At 54.5% G+C, this 17,166-nt stretch carries 14 protein-coding genes; 10 read left to right on the forward strand and 4 right to left on the reverse strand.

Annotated elements, in window-relative coordinates:
- Positions 1-169: 169 nt before the first annotated feature.
- From fes to wzz(fepE), 4 genes are all read left to right on the forward strand, one after another.
- Entirely contained in the window at positions 170-1,372 is a 1,203-nt protein-coding gene (gene fes, locus ACJHX4_RS01825) for an enterochelin esterase (protein WP_000125858.1), read from the forward strand.
- Between the two features lie 2 nt (positions 1,373-1,374).
- Positions 1,375-1,593, forward strand: a complete 219-nt coding sequence (ybdZ, locus tag ACJHX4_RS01830; RefSeq protein ID WP_000885787.1) for an enterobactin biosynthesis protein YbdZ — start codon at positions 1,375-1,377, stop codon at positions 1,591-1,593.
- Positions 1,590-5,471: an enterobactin non-ribosomal peptide synthetase EntF gene (gene entF / locus ACJHX4_RS01835; protein WP_000077758.1), complete on the forward strand. Its 3,882-nt coding sequence runs from the start codon at positions 1,590-1,592 to the stop codon at positions 5,469-5,471. The genes ybdZ and entF overlap by 4 nt, the downstream gene beginning before the upstream one ends.
- A gap of 246 nt (positions 5,472-5,717) precedes the next feature.
- Positions 5,718-6,851, forward strand: a complete 1,134-nt coding sequence (gene wzz(fepE), locus ACJHX4_RS01840) for an LPS O-antigen length regulator Wzz(fepE) (protein ID WP_000096765.1) — start codon at positions 5,718-5,720, stop codon at positions 6,849-6,851.
- Here the strand turns inward: wzz(fepE) and fepC are convergent.
- From fepC to fepD, 3 genes are read right to left on the reverse strand one after another with little or no spacing between them, the layout of a single operon-like run.
- Positions 6,848-7,663: an iron-enterobactin ABC transporter ATP-binding protein gene (gene fepC / locus ACJHX4_RS01845; protein ID WP_000140634.1), complete on the reverse strand. Its 816-nt coding sequence runs from the start codon at positions 7,661-7,663 to the stop codon at positions 6,848-6,850. The genes wzz(fepE) and fepC overlap by 4 nt on opposite strands.
- Positions 7,660-8,652 carry an iron-enterobactin ABC transporter permease gene (gene fepG, locus ACJHX4_RS01850; protein WP_000640932.1) on the reverse strand — a complete coding sequence of 331 codons (993 nt, stop codon included), beginning with the start codon at positions 8,650-8,652 and terminating at the stop codon, positions 7,660-7,662. Before fepG ends, fepC begins: the two co-directional genes overlap by 4 nt.
- Positions 8,649-9,653 (reverse strand): Fe(3+)-siderophore ABC transporter permease, encoded by a 1,005-nt coding sequence (gene fepD, locus ACJHX4_RS01855; protein ID WP_001295850.1) that lies wholly within the window; start codon positions 9,651-9,653, stop codon positions 8,649-8,651. The genes fepG and fepD overlap by 4 nt, the downstream gene beginning before the upstream one ends.
- A 110-nt stretch (positions 9,654-9,763) precedes the next feature.
- Between fepD and entS the strand changes: the two genes are divergently transcribed.
- The gene (gene entS, locus ACJHX4_RS01860) at positions 9,764-11,014 is read left to right on the forward strand and encodes an enterobactin transporter EntS (protein WP_001041812.1); all 1,251 of its coding nucleotides are present in this window, start codon (positions 9,764-9,766) and stop codon (positions 11,012-11,014) included.
- A 3-nt stretch (positions 11,015-11,017) separates the two neighbouring features.
- Here the strand turns inward: entS and fepB are convergent, their stop codons facing one another.
- Positions 11,018-11,974, reverse strand: a complete 957-nt coding sequence (gene fepB, locus ACJHX4_RS01865; RefSeq protein WP_001234367.1) for a Fe2+-enterobactin ABC transporter substrate-binding protein — start codon at positions 11,972-11,974, stop codon at positions 11,018-11,020.
- Between the two features lie 188 nt (positions 11,975-12,162).
- On the opposite strand from fepB, the gene entC reads away from it, so the two are divergent.
- The 5 genes from entC to entH are packed head-to-tail and all read left to right on the forward strand — an operon-like array spanning position 12,163 to position 16,991.
- A complete protein-coding gene (gene entC / locus ACJHX4_RS01870) occupies positions 12,163-13,338 on the forward strand; it encodes an isochorismate synthase EntC (protein WP_001295851.1) in 1,176 nt (391 codons plus the stop codon).
- Between the two features lie 9 nt (positions 13,339-13,347).
- Entirely contained in the window at positions 13,348-14,958 is a 1,611-nt protein-coding gene (gene entE, locus ACJHX4_RS01875; protein WP_000026831.1) for a (2,3-dihydroxybenzoyl)adenylate synthase EntE, read from the forward strand.
- Positions 14,959-14,971: 13 nt separating this feature from the next.
- Entirely contained in the window at positions 14,972-15,829 is an 858-nt protein-coding gene (gene entB / locus ACJHX4_RS01880) for an enterobactin biosynthesis bifunctional isochorismatase/aryl carrier protein EntB (RefSeq protein ID WP_000997105.1), read from the forward strand.
- Complete coding sequence (gene entA, locus ACJHX4_RS01885; protein ID WP_000347643.1) at positions 15,829-16,575, forward strand: 2,3-dihydro-2,3-dihydroxybenzoate dehydrogenase EntA; 747 nt, start codon at positions 15,829-15,831, stop codon at positions 16,573-16,575. Before entB ends, entA begins: the two co-directional genes overlap by 1 nt.
- A gap of 2 nt (positions 16,576-16,577) precedes the next feature.
- Positions 16,578-16,991 (forward strand): proofreading thioesterase EntH, encoded by a 414-nt coding sequence (gene entH, locus ACJHX4_RS01890; protein ID WP_000637953.1) that lies wholly within the window; start codon positions 16,578-16,580, stop codon positions 16,989-16,991.
- The last annotated feature ends 175 nt before the right edge of the window (positions 16,992-17,166 follow it).

Genomic DNA, 17,166 nt, shown 5'->3' on the forward strand with positions numbered 1-17,166 from the left:
ACCGCGAAAACCTTTGATCCTGAAAGACACGCAGTGCAGCTGATTAATTAATGTCCGCGCTTCCCACGGCGCGCCATTACGCTATTGCAAATGCAAATAGTTATCAATAATATTATCAATATATTTCTGCAATCAATAAAAAATTGCACAGTAAACATGGGGTTATGGTGTGACGGCGTTAAAAGTAGGAAGTGAGAGCTGGTGGCAGTCGAAACATGGCCCGGAATGGCAACGTCTGAATGACGAAATGTTTGAAGTCACTTTTTGGTGGCGTGATCCACAAGGTTCTGAAGGCCACTCGGCGATAAAGCGCGTATGGGTCTATATCACTGGCATGACCGATCACCATCAGAACAGCCAGCCCCGGTCGATGCAGCGAATTGCAGGAACCGATGTTTGGCAGTGGACGACACAACTCAATGCCAACTGGCGCGGCAGCTACTGCTTTATTCCTACCGAACGCGATGACATTTTTTCTGCACCATCCCCCGATCGCCTCGAATTACGCGAAGGCTGGCGAAAACTATTACCCCAGGCGATAGCCGATCCGCTGAATCCACAAAGCTGGAAAGGCGGGCGAGGGCACGCTGTTTCTGCACTCGAAATGCCGCAAGCGCCTCTGCAACCGGGATGGGATTGTCCGCAAGCGCCAGAAACGCCTGCCAAAGAAATTATCTGGAAAAGTGAACGGTTGAAAAATTCACGCCGTGTATGGATTTTTACCATCGGCGATGCAACAGCAGAAGAACGCCCGCTGGCAGTTTTGCTTGATGGCGAATTTTGGGCGCAGAGTATGCCCGTCTGGCCTGCGCTGACTTCGCTGACCCATCGTCGGCAACTTCCGCCCGCCGTGTATGTGTTGATCGACGCTATCGACACCACGCACCGCGCCCACGAACTGCCGTGTAATGCGGATTTCTGGCTGGCAGTACAGCAAGAGTTATTACCCCAGGTGAAAGCTATTGCCCCTTTTAGCGATCGCGCCGATCGCACCGTGGTCGCCGGACAGAGTTTTGGTGGGCTTTCCGCGCTGTATGCCGGACTGCACTGGCCTGAACGCTTTGGCTGTGTATTAAGCCAGTCAGGTTCGTACTGGTGGCCGCATCGGGGCGGGCACCAAGAGGGCATGTTACTTGAACAGCTAAAAACTGGTGAAGTTAGCGCCGAAGGTCTGCGCATTGTGCTGGAAGCGGGTGTTCGCGAGCCGATGATCATGCAGGCCAATCAGGCGCTGTATGCGCAATTACACCCCCTAAAAGAATCCATTTTCTGGCGTCAGGTTGACGGCGGACATGATGCGCTTTGTTGGCGCGGTGGCTTGATGCAGGGGCTAATCGACCTCTGGCAACCACTTTTCCATGACAGGAGTTGAATATGGCATTCAGTAATCCCTTCGATGATCCACAGGGAGCGTTTTACATTTTGCGCAATGCGCAGGGGCAATTCAGTCTGTGGCCGCAACAATGCGCCTTACCGGCAGGCTGGGACGTTGTGTGTCAGCCGCAGTCACAGGCGTCCTGCCAGCAGTGGCTGGAAGCCCACTGGCGTACTCTGACACCGGCGAATTTCACCCAGTTGCAGGAGGCACAATGAGCCAGCATTTACCTTTGGTCGCCGCACAGCCCGGCATCTGGATGGCAGAAAAACTGTCGGATTTACCCTCCGCCTGGAGCGTGGCGCATTACGTTGAGTTAACCGGAGAGGTTGATGCGCCACTACTGGCCCGCGCGGTGGTTGCCGGACTAGCGCAAGCAGATACGTTGCGGATGCGTTTTACGGAAGATAACGGCGAAGTCTGGCAGTGGGTCGATGATGCGCAGACGTTCGAACTGCCAGAAATTATCGACCTGCGAACCAACATTGATCCGCACGGTACTGCGCGGGCATTAATGCAGGCGGATTTGCAACAAGATCTGCGCGTCGATAGTGGTAAACCACTGGTCTTTCATCAGCTGATACAGGTGGCGGATAACCGCTGGTACTGGTATCAGCGTTATCACCATTTGCTGGTCGATGGCTTCAGTTTCCCGGCCATTACACGCCAGATCGCCAATATTTACTGCGCATTGCTGCGTGGCGAACCAACGCCTGCTTCGCCGTTTACGCCTTTCGCTGATGTAGTGGAAGAGTATCAGCAGTACCGCGAAAGTGAAGCCTGGCAGCGTGATGCGGCATTCTGGGCGGAACAGCGTCGTCAACTGCCACCGCCCGCGTCACTTTCTCCGGCACCTTTACCGGGGCGCAGCGCTTCGGCAGATATTTTGCGCCTGAAACTGGAATTTACCGACGGGGAATTCCGCCAGCTGGCTACGCAACTTTCAGGTGTGCAGCGTACCGATTTAGCACTTGCGTTGGCAGCCTTGTGGCTGGGGCGATTGTGCAACCGCATGGACTACGCTGCCGGATTTATCTTTATGCGTCGACTGGGCTCGGCGGCGCTGACGGCTACCGGACCCGTGCTCAACGTTTTACCGTTGGGTATTCACATTGCGGCGCAAGAAACGCTGCCGCAACTGGCAACCCGACTGGCAGCACAACTGAAAAAAATGCGCCGCCATCAACGCTACGACGCCGAACAAATTGTCCGTGACAGTGGGCGAGCGGCAGGAGAGGAACCGCTGTTCGGTCCGGTACTCAATATCAAGGTATTTGATTACCAACTGGATATTCCTGGTGTTCAGGCGCAAACCCATCCCCTGGCAACCGGTCCGGTTAATGACCTTGAACTGGCCCTGTTCCCGGATGAACACGGAGATTTGAGTATTGAAATCCTCGCCAATAAACAGCGTTACGATGAGCCAACGTTAATTCAACACGCTGAACGCCTGAAAATGCTGATTGCCCAGTTCGCCGCGGATCCGGCGCTGTTGTGCGGCGATGTCGATATTATGCTGCCAGGTGAGTATGCGCAGCTGGCGCAGATCAACGCCACTCAGATTGAGATTCCAGAAACCACGCTGAGCGCGCTGGTGGCAGAACAAGCGGCAAAAACACCGGATGCTCCGGCGCTGGCAGATGCGCGTTACCAGTTCAGCTATCGGGAAATGCGCGAGCAGGTGGTGGCGCTGGCGAATCTGCTGCGTGAGCGCGGCGTTAAACCGGGCGACAGCGTGGCGGTGGCTCTACCGCGCTCGGTCTTTTTGACTCTCGCGCTACATGCAATTGTTGAGGCTGGTGCGGCCTGGTTACCGCTGGATACCGGCTATCCGGACGATCGCCTGAAAATGATGCTGGAAGATGCGCGTCCGTCGCTGTTAATCACCACTGACGATCAACTGCCGCGCTTTGCCGATGTTCCAGATTTAACCCGCCTTTGCTATAACGCCCCGCTTACACCGCAGGGCAGTGCGCCGCTGCAGCTTTCACAACCGCACCACACGGCTTATATCATCTTTACCTCTGGCTCCACCGGCAGGCCGAAAGGGGTAATGGTCGGGCAGACGGCTATCGTTAACCGCCTGCTTTGGATGCAAAACCACTACCCGCTTACAGGCGAAGATGTCGTTGCCCAAAAAACGCCGTGCAGTTTTGATGTCTCGGTGTGGGAGTTTTTCTGGCCGTTTATTGCCGGGGCTAAACTGGTGATGGCTGAACCGGAAGCGCACCGCGACCCGCTCGCTATGCAGCAATTCTTTGCCGAATATGGTGTAACGACCACGCACTTTGTGCCGTCGATGCTGGCAGCATTTGTTGCATCGCTGACGCCGCAAACCGCTCGTCAGAATTGCTCGACGTTGAAACAGGTTTTCTGTAGTGGTGAAGCCCTACCGGCTGATTTATGCCGCGAATGGCAACAGTTAACCGGCGCGCCGTTGCATAATCTATATGGCCCGACGGAAGCGGCGGTAGATGTCAGTTGGTATCCGGCTTTTGGCGAGGAACTGGCAGAGGTGCGCGGCAGCAGTGTGCCGATTGGTTATCCGGTGTGGAATACGGGCCTGCGCATTCTCGATGCGATGATGCATCCGGTGCCGCCGGGTGTGGCGGGCGATCTCTATCTCACCGGTATTCAACTGGCGCAGGGGTATCTTGGACGACCCGATCTGACCGCCAGCCGCTTTATTGCCGATCCTTTTGCCCCAGGTGAACGGATGTACCGTACCGGAGACGTTGCCCGCTGGCTGGATAACGGCGCAGTGGAGTACCTCGGGCGCAGTGACGATCAGCTAAAAATTCGCGGGCAGCGTATCGAACTGGGCGAAATTGATCGCGTGATGCAGGCGCTGCCGGATGTCGAACAAGCCGTTACCCACGCCTGTGTGATTAACCAGGCGGCAGCCACTGGTGGTGATGCGCGTCAGTTGGTGGGCTATCTGGTGTCGCAATCAGGTCTGCCGTTGGATACCAGCGCATTACAGGCGCAGCTTCGAGAAACATTGCCACCACATATGGTACCGGTGGTTCTGCTGCAACTTCCACAGTTACCACTTAGCGCCAACGGCAAGCTGGATCGCAAAGCCTTACCGTTGCCTGAACTGAAGGCACAAACGCCGGGGCGTGTGCCGAAAGCGGGCAGTGAAACGATTATCGCCGCGGCATTCTCGTCGTTGCTGGGTTGTGACGTGCAGGATGCCGATGCTGATTTCTTTGCGCTTGGCGGTCATTCGCTACTGGCAATGAAACTGGCAGCGCAGTTAAGTCGACAGTTTGCCCGTCAGGTGACGCCGGGGCAGGTGATGGTCGCGTCAACTGTCGCCAAACTGGCAACGATTATTGATGGTGAAGAAGACAGCACCCGACGCATGGGATTCGAAACCATTCTGCCGTTGCGTGAAGGTAATGGCCCGACGCTGTTTTGTTTCCATCCGGCATCCGGTTTTGCCTGGCAGTTCAGCGTGCTCTCGCGTTATCTCGATCCACAATGGTCGATTATCGGCATTCAGTCGCCGCGCCCTCATGGCCCCATGCAGACGGCGGCAAACCTGGATGAAGTCTGCGAAGCGCATCTGGCAACGTTATTTGAACAACAACCGCACGGCCCTTATTACCTGCTGGGTTATTCACTTGGCGGTACGCTGGCGCAGGGCATTGCGGCGCGACTGCGTGCCCGTGGCGAACAGGTGGCATTTCTTGGCTTGCTGGATACCTGGCCGCCAGAAACGCAAAACTGGCAGGAAAAAGAAGCCAATGGTCTGGACCCGGAAGTGCTGGCGGAGATTAACCGCGAGCGCGAAGCCTTCCTGGCGGCACAGCAGGGAAGTACTTCAACGGAGTTGTTTACCACCATTGAAGGCAACTACGCTGATGCTGTGCGCCTGCTGACGACAGCTCATAGCGTAGCGTTTGATGGTAAAGCGACGCTATTTGTTGCCGAACGCACGCTTCAGGAAGGTATGAGTCCTGAACAGGCCTGGGCACCGTGGATTGCTGAGCTGGATATCTATCGTCAGGATTGTGCGCATGTGGATATTATTTCCCCGGAGTATTTTAAAGAAATAGGACCACTAATAAATACACAAATTAATAACTAACCGTACGTTAGTAAAGAACTTGCCATAACCTCATTTAAAACCATAATCCGACTAAATGATTATGGTTTTTTTATTCTTAAAATTTATTTATTTTTCTGAGAGCAGCGTCATTGCTGGGGTTGCTAAGTTTGTTATTCATTTTGAGAATAATAATAGTGAAAGAGTGCTTTCGGATAAATCTCAGTTCCTGTTAGAATGCTATGTACATCGTTGTGCTTTACGGACTAAAACCTCAGGTTTCACTACATGTCATCACTGAATATTAAACAGGGAAGTGAAGCTCATTTTCCCGAGTATCCTCTGGCGTCGCCCAGTAATAATGAAATTGATTTACTTAATCTAATCGAGGTTTTATGGCGGGCAAAAAAAACGGTCATGGCGGTCGTTTTTGCGTTTGCCTGCGCAGGCTTGCTGATCTCTTTCATCCTGCCGCAAAAATGGACTAGCGCGGCGGTTGTCACGCCTCCAGAACCTGTTCAGTGGCAAGAGCTGGAGAAAACATTCACTAAGCTTCGTGTGCTGGATCTGGATATCAAAATTGATCGTACAGAAGCATTTAACCTGTTTATCAAGAAATTTCAGTCTGTTAGCTTGCTTGAGGAGTACCTGCGTTCATCACCTTATGTGATGGATCAATTAAAAGAAGCGAAAATCGACCCACTGGATCTGCATCGCGCCATTGTTGCATTGAGCGAAAAAATGAAAGCGGTTGATGACAATGCCAGTAAGAAAAAAGATGAGTCTGCATTGTATACTTCCTGGACGCTAAGTTTCACCGCACCCACCAGTGAAGAGGCACAGAAAGTGTTGGCCGGGTATATCGATTATATCTCTGCGTTGGTGGTGAAAGAGTCGATAGAAAACGTCCGTAATAAACTGGAGATCAAAACCCAGTTTGAAAAAGAAAAACTGGCTCAGGATCGCATTAAAACGAAAAATCAACTTGATGCAAACATTCAGCGCCTCAATTATTCACTTGACATTGCCAACGCGGCAGGAATTAAAAAGCCCGTATACAGTAATGGTCAGGCCGTTAAAGATGACCCCGATTTCTCTATTTCTCTCGGTGCAGACGGTATTGAACGCAAACTGGAAATTGAAAAAGCAGTCACTGACGTTGCGGAATTGAACGGTGAATTACGTAATCGTCAGTATCTAGTCGAGCAATTAACAAAAACAAATGTCAACGATGTGAATTTTACACCGTTTAAATATCAGTTGCGTCCGTCATTACCCGTAAAAAAAGACGGTCAGGGTAAGGCGATTATCGTGATCCTTTCTGCGTTGGTCGGCGGGATGGTGGCTTGTGGTGGTGTGTTGTTGCGTCATGCGATGGCATCCAGAAAACAGGATGCCATGATGGCAGACCACTTAGTTTAAATCTTTGCGGTTGAAGGTGCCGTTCGTCCGAGCGGCACCACGAGCGGCGTTCCGGCAACCGGATCGTCAATTATCATGCAGCGCAGACCATAAATGCGCTCGATCAGTTCAGCAGTGACAATCTCTTTCGGCGCTCCCTGAGCAACAATTTTCCCTTCCCGCAATGCAATCAAATGGCTGGCGTAACGACAGGCCTGATTAAGATCGTGCAGCACCGCCGCCAGGGTATAGCCTTTCTCGCGGTTCAGTTCGCTTAACAGTTCCAGTAGATCAATCTGATGACTGATATCCAGCCAGGTCGTGGGTTCGTCGAGCAGCATAATTGCCGTTTCCTGGGCCAGCACCATCGCGATCCACGCTCGCTGGCGTTGTCCGCCAGAAAGGGTGTCCACGCTTTGATCCGCCAGATGAGTTATTCCCGTGGCCTGCATCGCTTTTGTTACCGCGTCTTCATCTTCTTTGCGCCAGCGGGTAAACAGCGGTTGATGCGGGTAACGCCCACGCGCCACCAGCTCCTGCACGGTGATATCGCCCGGTGTGGTAGCATTTTGCGCCAACAGACCAATCCGGCGTGCAACCTCTTTACTGGCGTAATGTTGAATGTGCTCGCCATCCAGCCAGACATGCCCGTGAGCAGGCGTCATCAGGCGGCTTAAGGTACGCAGTAACGTGGATTTACCGCAGCCATTTGGCCCGATAATTGCCGTGAAGTGACCATCAGGTATTTCTACAGTCAGATTTTCCGCAACGGTATATTTGCCATATCCGAGGGTTAACTGTTCGCCACGCAAACGGGCTACTGATTCGGTCATTTTTTGCGAGACTCCTGAATTAACAAGACGATAAGGTAAATACCGCCGAGGCTGACGGTAACGACGCCAACCGGAAGTTGATACGGCATAAACAGTTGTTGGGCGCAGAGATCGGCCGCCAGCAGTAAAAGTGCCCCGCACAGCGCCGCCTGGGTCAGCCCCCAGCGAGCGGTGCCACTGATGCGGCGGGCAATGTGTGGCGCGACTAAAGCAATAAAGGAAATTGGCCCCGCCAGGGCAGTGGCAGCTGCGGTAAGCACTACGGCGACCAGCATCATTAACAGCCGCGAACGTTCGACGCTGACGCCCAGCGCACACGCGGTATCATCGCCCATTTCCAGCAAGCGCATTCGCCGCACCAGCAAGGCGGCGGCAATTAACATTAATATAATGATGGGTGCGGAAGGTGAGGTTTTTGCCCACGTCAGGCCATTGAGCGATCCGGCATTCCACAAACCCGCTGTTAGCGCCGTTTCTAAAGACGCTTTCAGCAACAGCCAGGTATTAAAGGCCACCAGCATGGCGCGAACGCCGATACCGATAATAATCAACCGAAAGGTGTCGATACCGTTACGCCAGGCGAGCAGCCAGACCAGCAGCGAGGTGACAATACCCCCCGCCATTGCTGCCAGCGCGATAGCCGTCAGATCCTGACCAAACAGCACCATCGCCACCAGCACGCCGCTCCACGCCCCGGTGTTAAAGCCCATTACGTCAGGGCTGCCGAGCGGGTTACGCATCAGCGACTGAAAAATCGCGCCGCTGACGCCCAGCGCCGCGCCAATCAACAGCGCCATCAGCACGCGTGGTAAACGCCATTCGGTGACCACCATCGTCATACTGCGCGGCGCATCGCCCATCAGCGCGGCGAATACCTGCGAGGTTTCCAGCGTGACGGCACCGCTGCGTAATCCCCACACGCCTGCCATTACACAAGCTATTAGCAACAGTAGACAGGTGATAATTAATCGGCGAGAGACGTAAATCATGCGCCACCTCGCGTTTTACGTCGTACGAGGAAGATCAGCACTGGTGCACCAATAAAGGCACTGACTACAGAAACGCGCAGTTCGCCGGGAACAATCACCCGCCCAATGATATCGGCAAACAGCAGCAGGGCAGGGGTAGCGAGTAGCGTGACGGGCAGCGACCAGCGATGATCGGCACCTACCAGCCAGCGCGCCATGTGCGGCATCATCAGGCCAATAAAGGCAATCGGGCCAACTACCGCCGTTGCACTACCACAAAGCACGGTAATTGCCAGCAGACCAATCAACTGTGTGCGCGCTACGCGACTGCCCAGCGCCGTCGCGGTGTCACTGCCAAGGCTTAAACTGTTCAGCGCGCGGCTCAGTAATAGCGCGGTTGCTCCGGCGGTAAGCACCGGGATCAGCACCACTTTTAAGGTATGTAGATTGCGAATATCCAGCGAACCGGCTTGCCAGAAACGCAGTTGATCGTAGACGTCAGGATTAAGCAGGGCGATGCCGCTGGTCAGTCCTTCCAGCACCGCCGCCAGCGCCACGCCCGCCAGGGTTAAACGCACCGGACTTAACTGCCCGCCGCCCTGGCTGCCGGTAAAGGCAACAATCAATGACGCCACCAGCGCGCCGGCGAAGGCCATCATCAGTTGTTCCTGCGCGGAAGAGTAACCAAACAGCGCCGCACCCAGCACAATGGCAAAGCTGGCTCCGGCATTCACGCCAAGCAAGCCGGGGTCGGCAAGTGGGTTTCGGGTGAGGGTTTGCATTAACGCCCCGGCAAGGCCAAGCGCACCGCCTGCCAGTAAACCGGCAAGGGTGCGCGGCAGTCGTGCGTCGAGCACGATGGTGCAGTCGGCGCTCTGGCAGGTGCCGGAGAGGGCTTCCAGCACTACGGAAGCGGGGAGTGATTTTGCTCCAATGAGCAGGCTTAATGCCGTCGCGATAATCAGTAATAACAGCAATCCGGGCACGGCAATGGCGCGTGTCACGGCAACAGAACCAGACATACGAACTTCCATGATAATGAAATTAATTATCGTTATCGATCTTATTTGGATATGTTAGCATGTGCAGCCTAAGAATAGGTATTTAAAATATTTGATGGCAAGGCATTGTAATGAATAAACAATCCTGGCTGCTTAACCTCAGCCTGTTAAAAACGCACCCGGCGTTTCGCGCAGTATTCCTCGCTCGTTTTATCTCAATTGTGTCTCTGGGTTTGCTCAGCGTCGCGGTGCCGGTGCAGATCCAGATGATGACACATTCTACCTGGCAGGTGGGGCTTTCGGTGACGCTGACCGGCGGTGCTATGTTTGTCGGTCTGATGATCGGTGGTGTGCTGGCGGATCGCTATGAGCGCAAAAAAGTGATTTTGCTGGCGCGCGGCACCTGTGGCATTGGCTTCATTGGACTGTGCCTGAATGCGCTGCTGCCGGAGCCGTCTTTGCTGGCAATCTATTTACTTGGTTTATGGGATGGTTTTTTCGCATCACTTGGCGTTACGGCGCTACTGGCGGCGACACCTGCACTGGTAGGACGTGAAAACCTAATGCAGGCCGGGGCGATCACCATGTTGACTGTGCGTCTGGGGTCGGTGATTTCGCCCATGATTGGTGGTTTACTGCTGGCGACCGGAGGCGTAGCCTGGAACTACGGGCTGGCGGCGGCGGGCACGTTTATTACCTTGCTACCGTTGTTAAGCCTTCCGGCGTTGCCACCACCGCCGCAGCCGCGTGAGCATCCGTTGAAATCATTACTGGCAGGATTTCGTTTTCTACTCGCCAGCCCGCTGGTGGGAGGGATTGCGTTGCTGGGGGGTTTATTGACGATGGCGAGCGCGGTGCGGGTACTGTATCCGGCGCTGGCTGACAACTGGCAGATGTCGGCGGCGCAAATTGGCTTTCTCTATGCGGCAATCCCGCTCGGTGCGGCTATTGGCGCGTTAACCAGTGGAAAACTGGCGCATAGCGTACGGCCAGGTCTGTTGATGTTGCTCTCCACATTGGGGGCGTTCCTCGCCATTGGTCTGTTTGGCCTGATGCCGATGTGGATTTTAGGCGTGGTTTGTCTGGCACTGTTCGGCTGGCTGAGCGCGGTTAGTTCGTTGCTGCAATATACAATGCTGCAAACGCAAACCCCGGAAGCGATGTTAGGGCGGATTAACGGTTTGTGGACGGCGCAAAACGTGACGGGCGATGCCATAGGTGCGGCGCTGTTAGGCGGTCTGGGAGCGATGATGACACCGGTTGCTTCCGCAAGCGCGAGCGGTTTTGGTTTGTTGATTATCGGCGTGTTGTTGTTGCTGGTGCTGGTGGAGTTGCGGCGTTTTCGCCAGACGCCGCCGCAGGTGACAGCGTCCGACAATTAATGCTTAAAACAGCGCCTTAAGTCGTTCCAGCACTTGCATGGCGCTGTAGTAATCCAGGCGGAATGTCTCGGTTCCCAGCGCATAAACCTGCTTGTTTTGTACTGCAGGCAGGTGCGCGAGCAGCGGATTAGCATAAATAGCATCGGCGTCTTTCTGATCACCGGCGAACAGGAATAGTGACTCGCCATTTAACCCTGCAGCCAGATTTTCTCCACCAAGCTGAATGATGTCATGGCGTTTGCCCTGGCTTTGGCTGGCGTTTAAGCCTGCGGGCAACTTCGCCAGCGTAAAGCCGAGTTGTTCCAGCATCTGCCCTTGTGCTGATTCCGGCGTCCAGAGATTGGCACTGTGTGCAGCGGCGGTATAGACAAGGGCAGTGACCGGCTGCGGCGGTAATTTGATTTGCTCTTTCGCCGCTGCCAGTTGCTTATCAAACAGTGCAATCCGCTCTGCCGCTTGTTTCTCATGCCCGGTAATTTCGCCAAGCTGCGTTAACAGCGACTGCCAGCTTTTGTCGTCGTAATTGATGATTAATGTTGGGGCGATGGTAGAAAGCTGATCGTACAGCGCCAGCGCCGAATCGCCGCCGGTTGCGCTAATTAAAATCAGATCCGGCATTTGCGCGGCAACGGCTTCTGCACTCGGTTCGCCGATATAGAGCCGTTGCAGTTTGCGTTCTTTCGCCACCTTGCTCCACTGGCGTAAAAAGCCCTGGTCATCCGCTACGCGGTTATTTGGTGTGGTCGCGCCGCTGGCGATCACCGGAGCATCAATCGCCAGCAGTGAGCCAGTCAGGGTGACGCTGGTGGATACAATACGCTGCGGCTGGCTTTCCAGGGTATGAGTGCCACGGCTGTCAGTAATCTGACGCGGCCAGTCGGCGGCCTGAACTGCGGCTATTCCTGAAAGCAAAAGTCCTGTTAATAGAAGGGCGTTGCGGTAGAGCGAGGCGAGTCTCACAAATCAGCTTCCTGTTATTAATGAAGTTAATGCTTCTCATTTTCATTGTAACCACAACCAGATGCAACCCCGAGTTGCAGATTGCGTTACCTCAAGAGTTGACATAGTGCGCGTTTGCTTTTAGGTTAGCGACCGAAAATATAAATGATAATCATTATTAAAGCCTTTATCATTTTGTGGAGGATGATATGGATACGTCACTGGCTGAGGAAGTACAGCAGACCATGGCAACACTTGCGCCCAATCGCTTTTTCTTTATGTCGCCGTACCGCAGTTTTACGACGTCAGGATGTTTCGCCCGCTTCGATGAACCCGCTGTGAACGGGGATTCACCCGACAGTCCCTTCCAGCAAAAACTCGCCGCGCTGTTTGCCGATGCCAAAGCGCAGGGCATCAAAAATCCGGTGATGGTCGGGGCGATTCCCTTCGATCCACGTCAGCCTTCGTCGCTGTATATTCCCGAATCCTGGCAGTCGTTCTCCCGTCAGGAAAAACAAGCTTCCGCACGCCGTTTCACCCGCAGCCAGTCGCTGAACGTGGTGGAACGTCAGGCCATTCCGGAACAAACCACGTTTGAACAGATGGTTGCCCGTGCTGCCGCACTTACCGCCACGCCGCAGGTCGACAAAGTGGTGTTGTCACGGTTGATTGATATCACCACTGACGCCGCCATTGATAGTGGCGTATTGCTGGAACGGTTGATTGCGCAAAACCCGGTTAGTTACAACTTCCATGTTCCGTTGGCTGATGGTGGCGTTCTGCTGGGGGCCAGCCCGGAACTGCTGCTACGTAAAGACGGCGAGCGTTTTAGCTCCATTCCGTTAGCCGGTTCCGCGCGTCGTCAGCCAGATGAAGTGCTCGATCGCGAAGCGGGTAATCGTCTGCTGGCGTCAGAAAAAGATCGCCATGAACATGAACTGGTGACTCAGGCGATGAAAGAGGTACTGCGCGAACGCAGTAGTGAGTTACACGTTCCCTCCTCTCCACAATTGATTACCACGCCGACGCTGTGGCATCTCGCAACTCCCTTTGAAGGTAAAGCGAATTCGCAAGAAAACGCACTGACTCTGGCCTGTCTGCTGCATCCAACTCCTGCGCTGAGCGGTTTCCCGCATCTGGCCGCGACTCAGGTTATTGCTGAACTGGAGCCGTTCGACCGCGAACTGTTTGGCGGCATTGTGGGTTGGTGTGACAGCGAAGGTAACGGTGAATGGGTGGTGACCATCCGCTGCGCGAAGCTGCGGGAAAATCAGGTGCGTCTGTTTGCCGGAGCGGGGATTGTGCCTGCGTCCTCACCGTTGGGTGAGTGGCGCGAAACAGGCGTCAAACTTTCTACCATGTTGAACGTTTTTGGATTGCATTAAGGAGCGAGGATGAGCATTCCATTCACCCGATGGCCGGAAGAGTTTGCCCGTCGCTATCGGGAAAAAGGCTACTGGCAGGATTTGCCACTGACCGACATTCTGACTCGCCACGCTGCGAGTGACAGCATCGCGGTGATCGACGGCGAGTGGCAGTTGAGTTACCGGGAGCTGAATCAGGCGGCGGATAACCTCGCCTGTAGTTTGCGCCGTCAGGGCATTAAACCTGGTGAAACCGCGCTGGTACAACTGGGTAACGTCGCTGAACTTTACATTACCTTTTTCGCGCTGCTGAAACTGGGCGTTGCGCCGGTGCTGGCGCTGTTCAGCCATCAGCGTAGTGAACTGAACGCCTATGCCAGCCAGATTGAACCGGCGTTACTGATTGCCGATCGCCAACATGCGCTATTTAGCGGGGATGATTTCCTCAACACATTTGTTGCAGAGCATTCTTCCATTCGCGTGGTGCAGCTGCTCAACGACAGCGGTGAGCATAACTTGCAGGATGCGATTAACCATCCGGCTGAGGATTTTACTGCCACGCCATCTCCTGCTGATGAAGTGGCCTATTTCCAGCTTTCCGGCGGCACCACCGGCACTCCGAAACTGATCCCGCGCACTCATAACGACTACTACTACAGCGTGCGTCGTAGCGTCGAGATTTGTCAGTTCACACAACAGACGCGCTACCTGTGCGCGATCCCGGCGGCTCATAACTACGCCATGAGTTCACCGGGATCGTTGGGGGTATTTCTCGCTGGCGGCACTGTCGTTCTGGCTGCCGACCCCAGCGCCACGCTTTGCTTCCCATTGATTGAAAAACATCAGGTGAACGTCACCGCGCTGGTGCCGCCAGCAGTCAGCCTGTGGTTGCAGGCACTGGCTGAAGGCGAAAGCCGGGCGCAGCTTGCCTCGCTGAAACTGTTACAGGTCGGCGGCGCACGTCTTTCTGCCACGCTTGCGGCGCGTATTCCCGCTGAGATTGGCTGCCAGTTGCAGCAGGTGTTTGGCATGGCGGAAGGGCTGGTGAACTACACCCGTCTTGATGATAGTGCGGAGAAAATTATCCATACCCAGGGTTACCCAATGTGCCCGGACGATGAAGTATGGGTTGCCGATGCCGAAGGAAATCCACTGCCGCAAGGGGAAGTTGGACGCCTGATGACGCGCGGGCCGTACACTTTCCGTGGCTATTACAAAAGCCCGCAGCACAATGCCAGCGCCTTTGATGCCAACGGTTTTTACTGTTCCGGCGATCTGATCTCTATTGATCCAGAGGGTTACATCACTGTGCAGGGGCGCGAGAAAGATCAGATCAACCGTGGCGGCGAGAAGATCGCTGCCGAAGAGATCGAAAACCTGCTGCTGCGCCATCCGGCGGTGATCTACGCCGCACTGGTGAGCATGGAAGATGAGCTGATGGGCGAAAAAAGCTGTGCTTATCTGGTGGTAAAAGAGCCGCTGCGCGCGGTGCAGGTGCGTCGTTTCCTGCGTGAACAGGGTATTGCCGAATTTAAATTACCGGATCGCGTGGAGTGTGTAGATTCACTTCCGCTGACGGCGGTCGGGAAAGTCGATAAAAAACAATTACGTCAGTGGCTGGCGTCACGCACATCAGCCTGAAGGAGAGAACACGATGGCTATTCCAAAATTACAGGCTTACGCACTGCCGGAGCCTCACGATATTCCGCAGAATAAAGTCGACTGGGCCTTTGAACCGCAACGTGCCGCGTTGTTAATCCATGATATGCAGGACTATTTTGTCAGCTTCTGGGGTGAGAACTGCCCGATGATGGAGCAGGTGATCGCGAATATTGCGGCACTACGCGACTACTGCAAACAGCACAATATCCCGGTTTATTACACCGCCCAGCCGAAAGAGCAGAGCGATGAAGATCGGGCGCTGTTGAATGATATGTGGGGGCCTGGCCTGACCCGTTCGCCGGAACAGCAAAAGGTGGTGGATCGCCTGACGCCAGATGCCGACGACACGGTGCTGGTGAAATGGCGCTACAGCGCATTTCATCGTTCTCCGCTGGAGCAAATGCTCAAAGAGAGTGGACGTAACCAGCTGATTATTACCGGGGTATATGCCCACATTGGCTGTATGACCACCGCAACGGACGCATTTATGCGCGATATTAAACCGTTTATGGTGGCGGATGCGCTGGCCGATTTCAGCCGTGACGAGCATTTGATGTCGCTGAAATATGTGGCCGGACGTTCTGGTCGGGTGGTGATGACCGAAGAATTGCTGCCAGCACCTATCCCCGCCAGCAAAGCGGCGCTGCGTGAGGTGATCCTGCCGTTGCTGGACGAGTCCGATGAACCCTTCGATGACGACAACCTGATCGACTACGGTCTGGATTCGGTGCGCATGATGGCGCTGGCGGCGCGCTGGCGCAAAGTGCATGGCGATATCGACTTTGTCATGCTGGCGAAAAACCCGACCATCGACGCCTGGTGGAAGCTACTCTCCCGCGAGGTGAAATAATGGATTTCAGCGGTAAAAATGTCTGGGTAACTGGCGCGGGGAAAGGTATAGGCTACGCCACGGCGCTGGCATTTGTTGAGGCGGGGGCGAAAGTTACAGGTTTTGATCAAGCGTTTAGTCAGGAGCAATATCCTTTTGCGACCGAAGTAATGGATGTTGCCGATGCTGCGCAGGTGGCGCAGGTATGTCAGCGACTGTTAGCTGAAACGGAGCGACTGGACGTGCTGGTCAATGCGGCGGGAATTTTGCGCATGGGCGCGACCGATCAGCTCAGTAAAGAGGACTGGCAGCAGACTTTTGCGGTCAACGTCGGCGGTGCGTTTAACCTGTTTCAGCAGACCATGAACCAGTTTCGCCGTCAGCGGGGCGGGGCGATTGTTACTGTTGCGTCCGACGCCGCACACACGCCGCGTATTGGTATGAGTGCTTATGGCGCGTCGAAAGCGGCGCTGAAAAGCCTGGCGTTGAGCGTCGGGCTGGAACTGGCGGGTAGCGGCGTGCGCTGTAATGTGGTTTCGCCGGGCTCCACCGACACCGATATGCAACGCACGCTGTGGGTGAGCGATGACGCCGAAGAGCAGCGTATTCGCGGCTTTGGCGAGCAGTTTAAACTCGGCATTCCGCTAGGGAAAATCGCCTGTCCACAAGAGATCGCCAACACGATTTTGTTCCTCGCCTCTGACCTCGCCAGCCATATTACCCTACAGGATATTGTGGTCGATGGCGGCTCAACGCTGGGGGCATAAGCATGATCTGGAAACGTCATTTAACGCTCGACGAGCTGAACGCCACCAGCGATAACACAATGGTGGCGCATCTGGGAATTGTGTATACCCGTCTGGGCGATGATGTACTCGAAGCCGAAATGCCGGTTGATACCCGTACTCATCAGCCGTTTGGCCTGCTGCATGGCGGCGCGTCGGCGGCGCTGGCGGAAACGCTGGGATCGATGGCCGGATTTATGATGACCCGCGACGGACAGTGTGTGGTGGGCACGGAACTTAACGCCACACATCATCGCCCGGTGTCTGAGGGAAAGGTGCGCGGTGTCTGCCAGCCGCTGCATCTTGGACGACAAAATCAGAGCTGGGAAATCGTCGTTTTCGATGAACAGGGGCGGCGCTGCTGCACCTGTCGGCTGGGTACGGCAGTTTTGGGATGAGCCCGACAGAATTAAATGAGATTGCAGGAAAACTCGGTTAACGGAGTGATCGAGTTAACATTGTTAAGTTAAATATTGGTTTCAATTCCGATTTACATGGTTGCTGTGTTGTTAAATTGTACAAAGATGTTATAGAAACAAAATGTAACATCTCTATGGACACGCACACGGATAA

This window comes from Escherichia sp. WS2035, assembly GCF_046487065.1.
In the GTDB taxonomy this organism is placed as follows: Bacteria; Pseudomonadota; Gammaproteobacteria; order Enterobacterales; family Enterobacteriaceae; genus Escherichia; species Escherichia coli.

What these genes read in the sequence shown, in the direction of transcription:
- entE (WP_000026831.1), top strand. Translation starts at nt 13,348, where the DNA reads ATGAGCATTCCATTCACCCGATGGCCGGAAGAGTTTGCCCGTCGCTAT.
- fepG (WP_000640932.1), bottom strand. Translation starts at nt 8,652, where the DNA reads ATGATTTACGTCTCTCGCCGATTAATTATCACCTGTCTACTGTTGCTA.
- entB (WP_000997105.1), top strand. Translation starts at nt 14,972, where the DNA reads ATGGCTATTCCAAAATTACAGGCTTACGCACTGCCGGAGCCTCACGAT.
- entA (WP_000347643.1), top strand. Translation starts at nt 15,829, where the DNA reads ATGGATTTCAGCGGTAAAAATGTCTGGGTAACTGGCGCGGGGAAAGGT.
- entC (WP_001295851.1), top strand. Translation starts at nt 12,163, where the DNA reads ATGGATACGTCACTGGCTGAGGAAGTACAGCAGACCATGGCAACACTT.
- entH (WP_000637953.1), top strand. Translation starts at nt 16,578, where the DNA reads ATGATCTGGAAACGTCATTTAACGCTCGACGAGCTGAACGCCACCAGC.
- fepC (WP_000140634.1), bottom strand. Translation starts at nt 7,663, where the DNA reads ATGACCGAATCAGTAGCCCGTTTGCGTGGCGAACAGTTAACCCTCGGA.
- ybdZ (WP_000885787.1), top strand. Translation starts at nt 1,375, where the DNA reads ATGGCATTCAGTAATCCCTTCGATGATCCACAGGGAGCGTTTTACATT.
- entF (WP_000077758.1), top strand. Translation starts at nt 1,590, where the DNA reads ATGAGCCAGCATTTACCTTTGGTCGCCGCACAGCCCGGCATCTGGATG.
- entS (WP_001041812.1), top strand. Translation starts at nt 9,764, where the DNA reads ATGAATAAACAATCCTGGCTGCTTAACCTCAGCCTGTTAAAAACGCAC.
- fepD (WP_001295850.1), bottom strand. Translation starts at nt 9,653, where the DNA reads ATGTCTGGTTCTGTTGCCGTGACACGCGCCATTGCCGTGCCCGGATTG.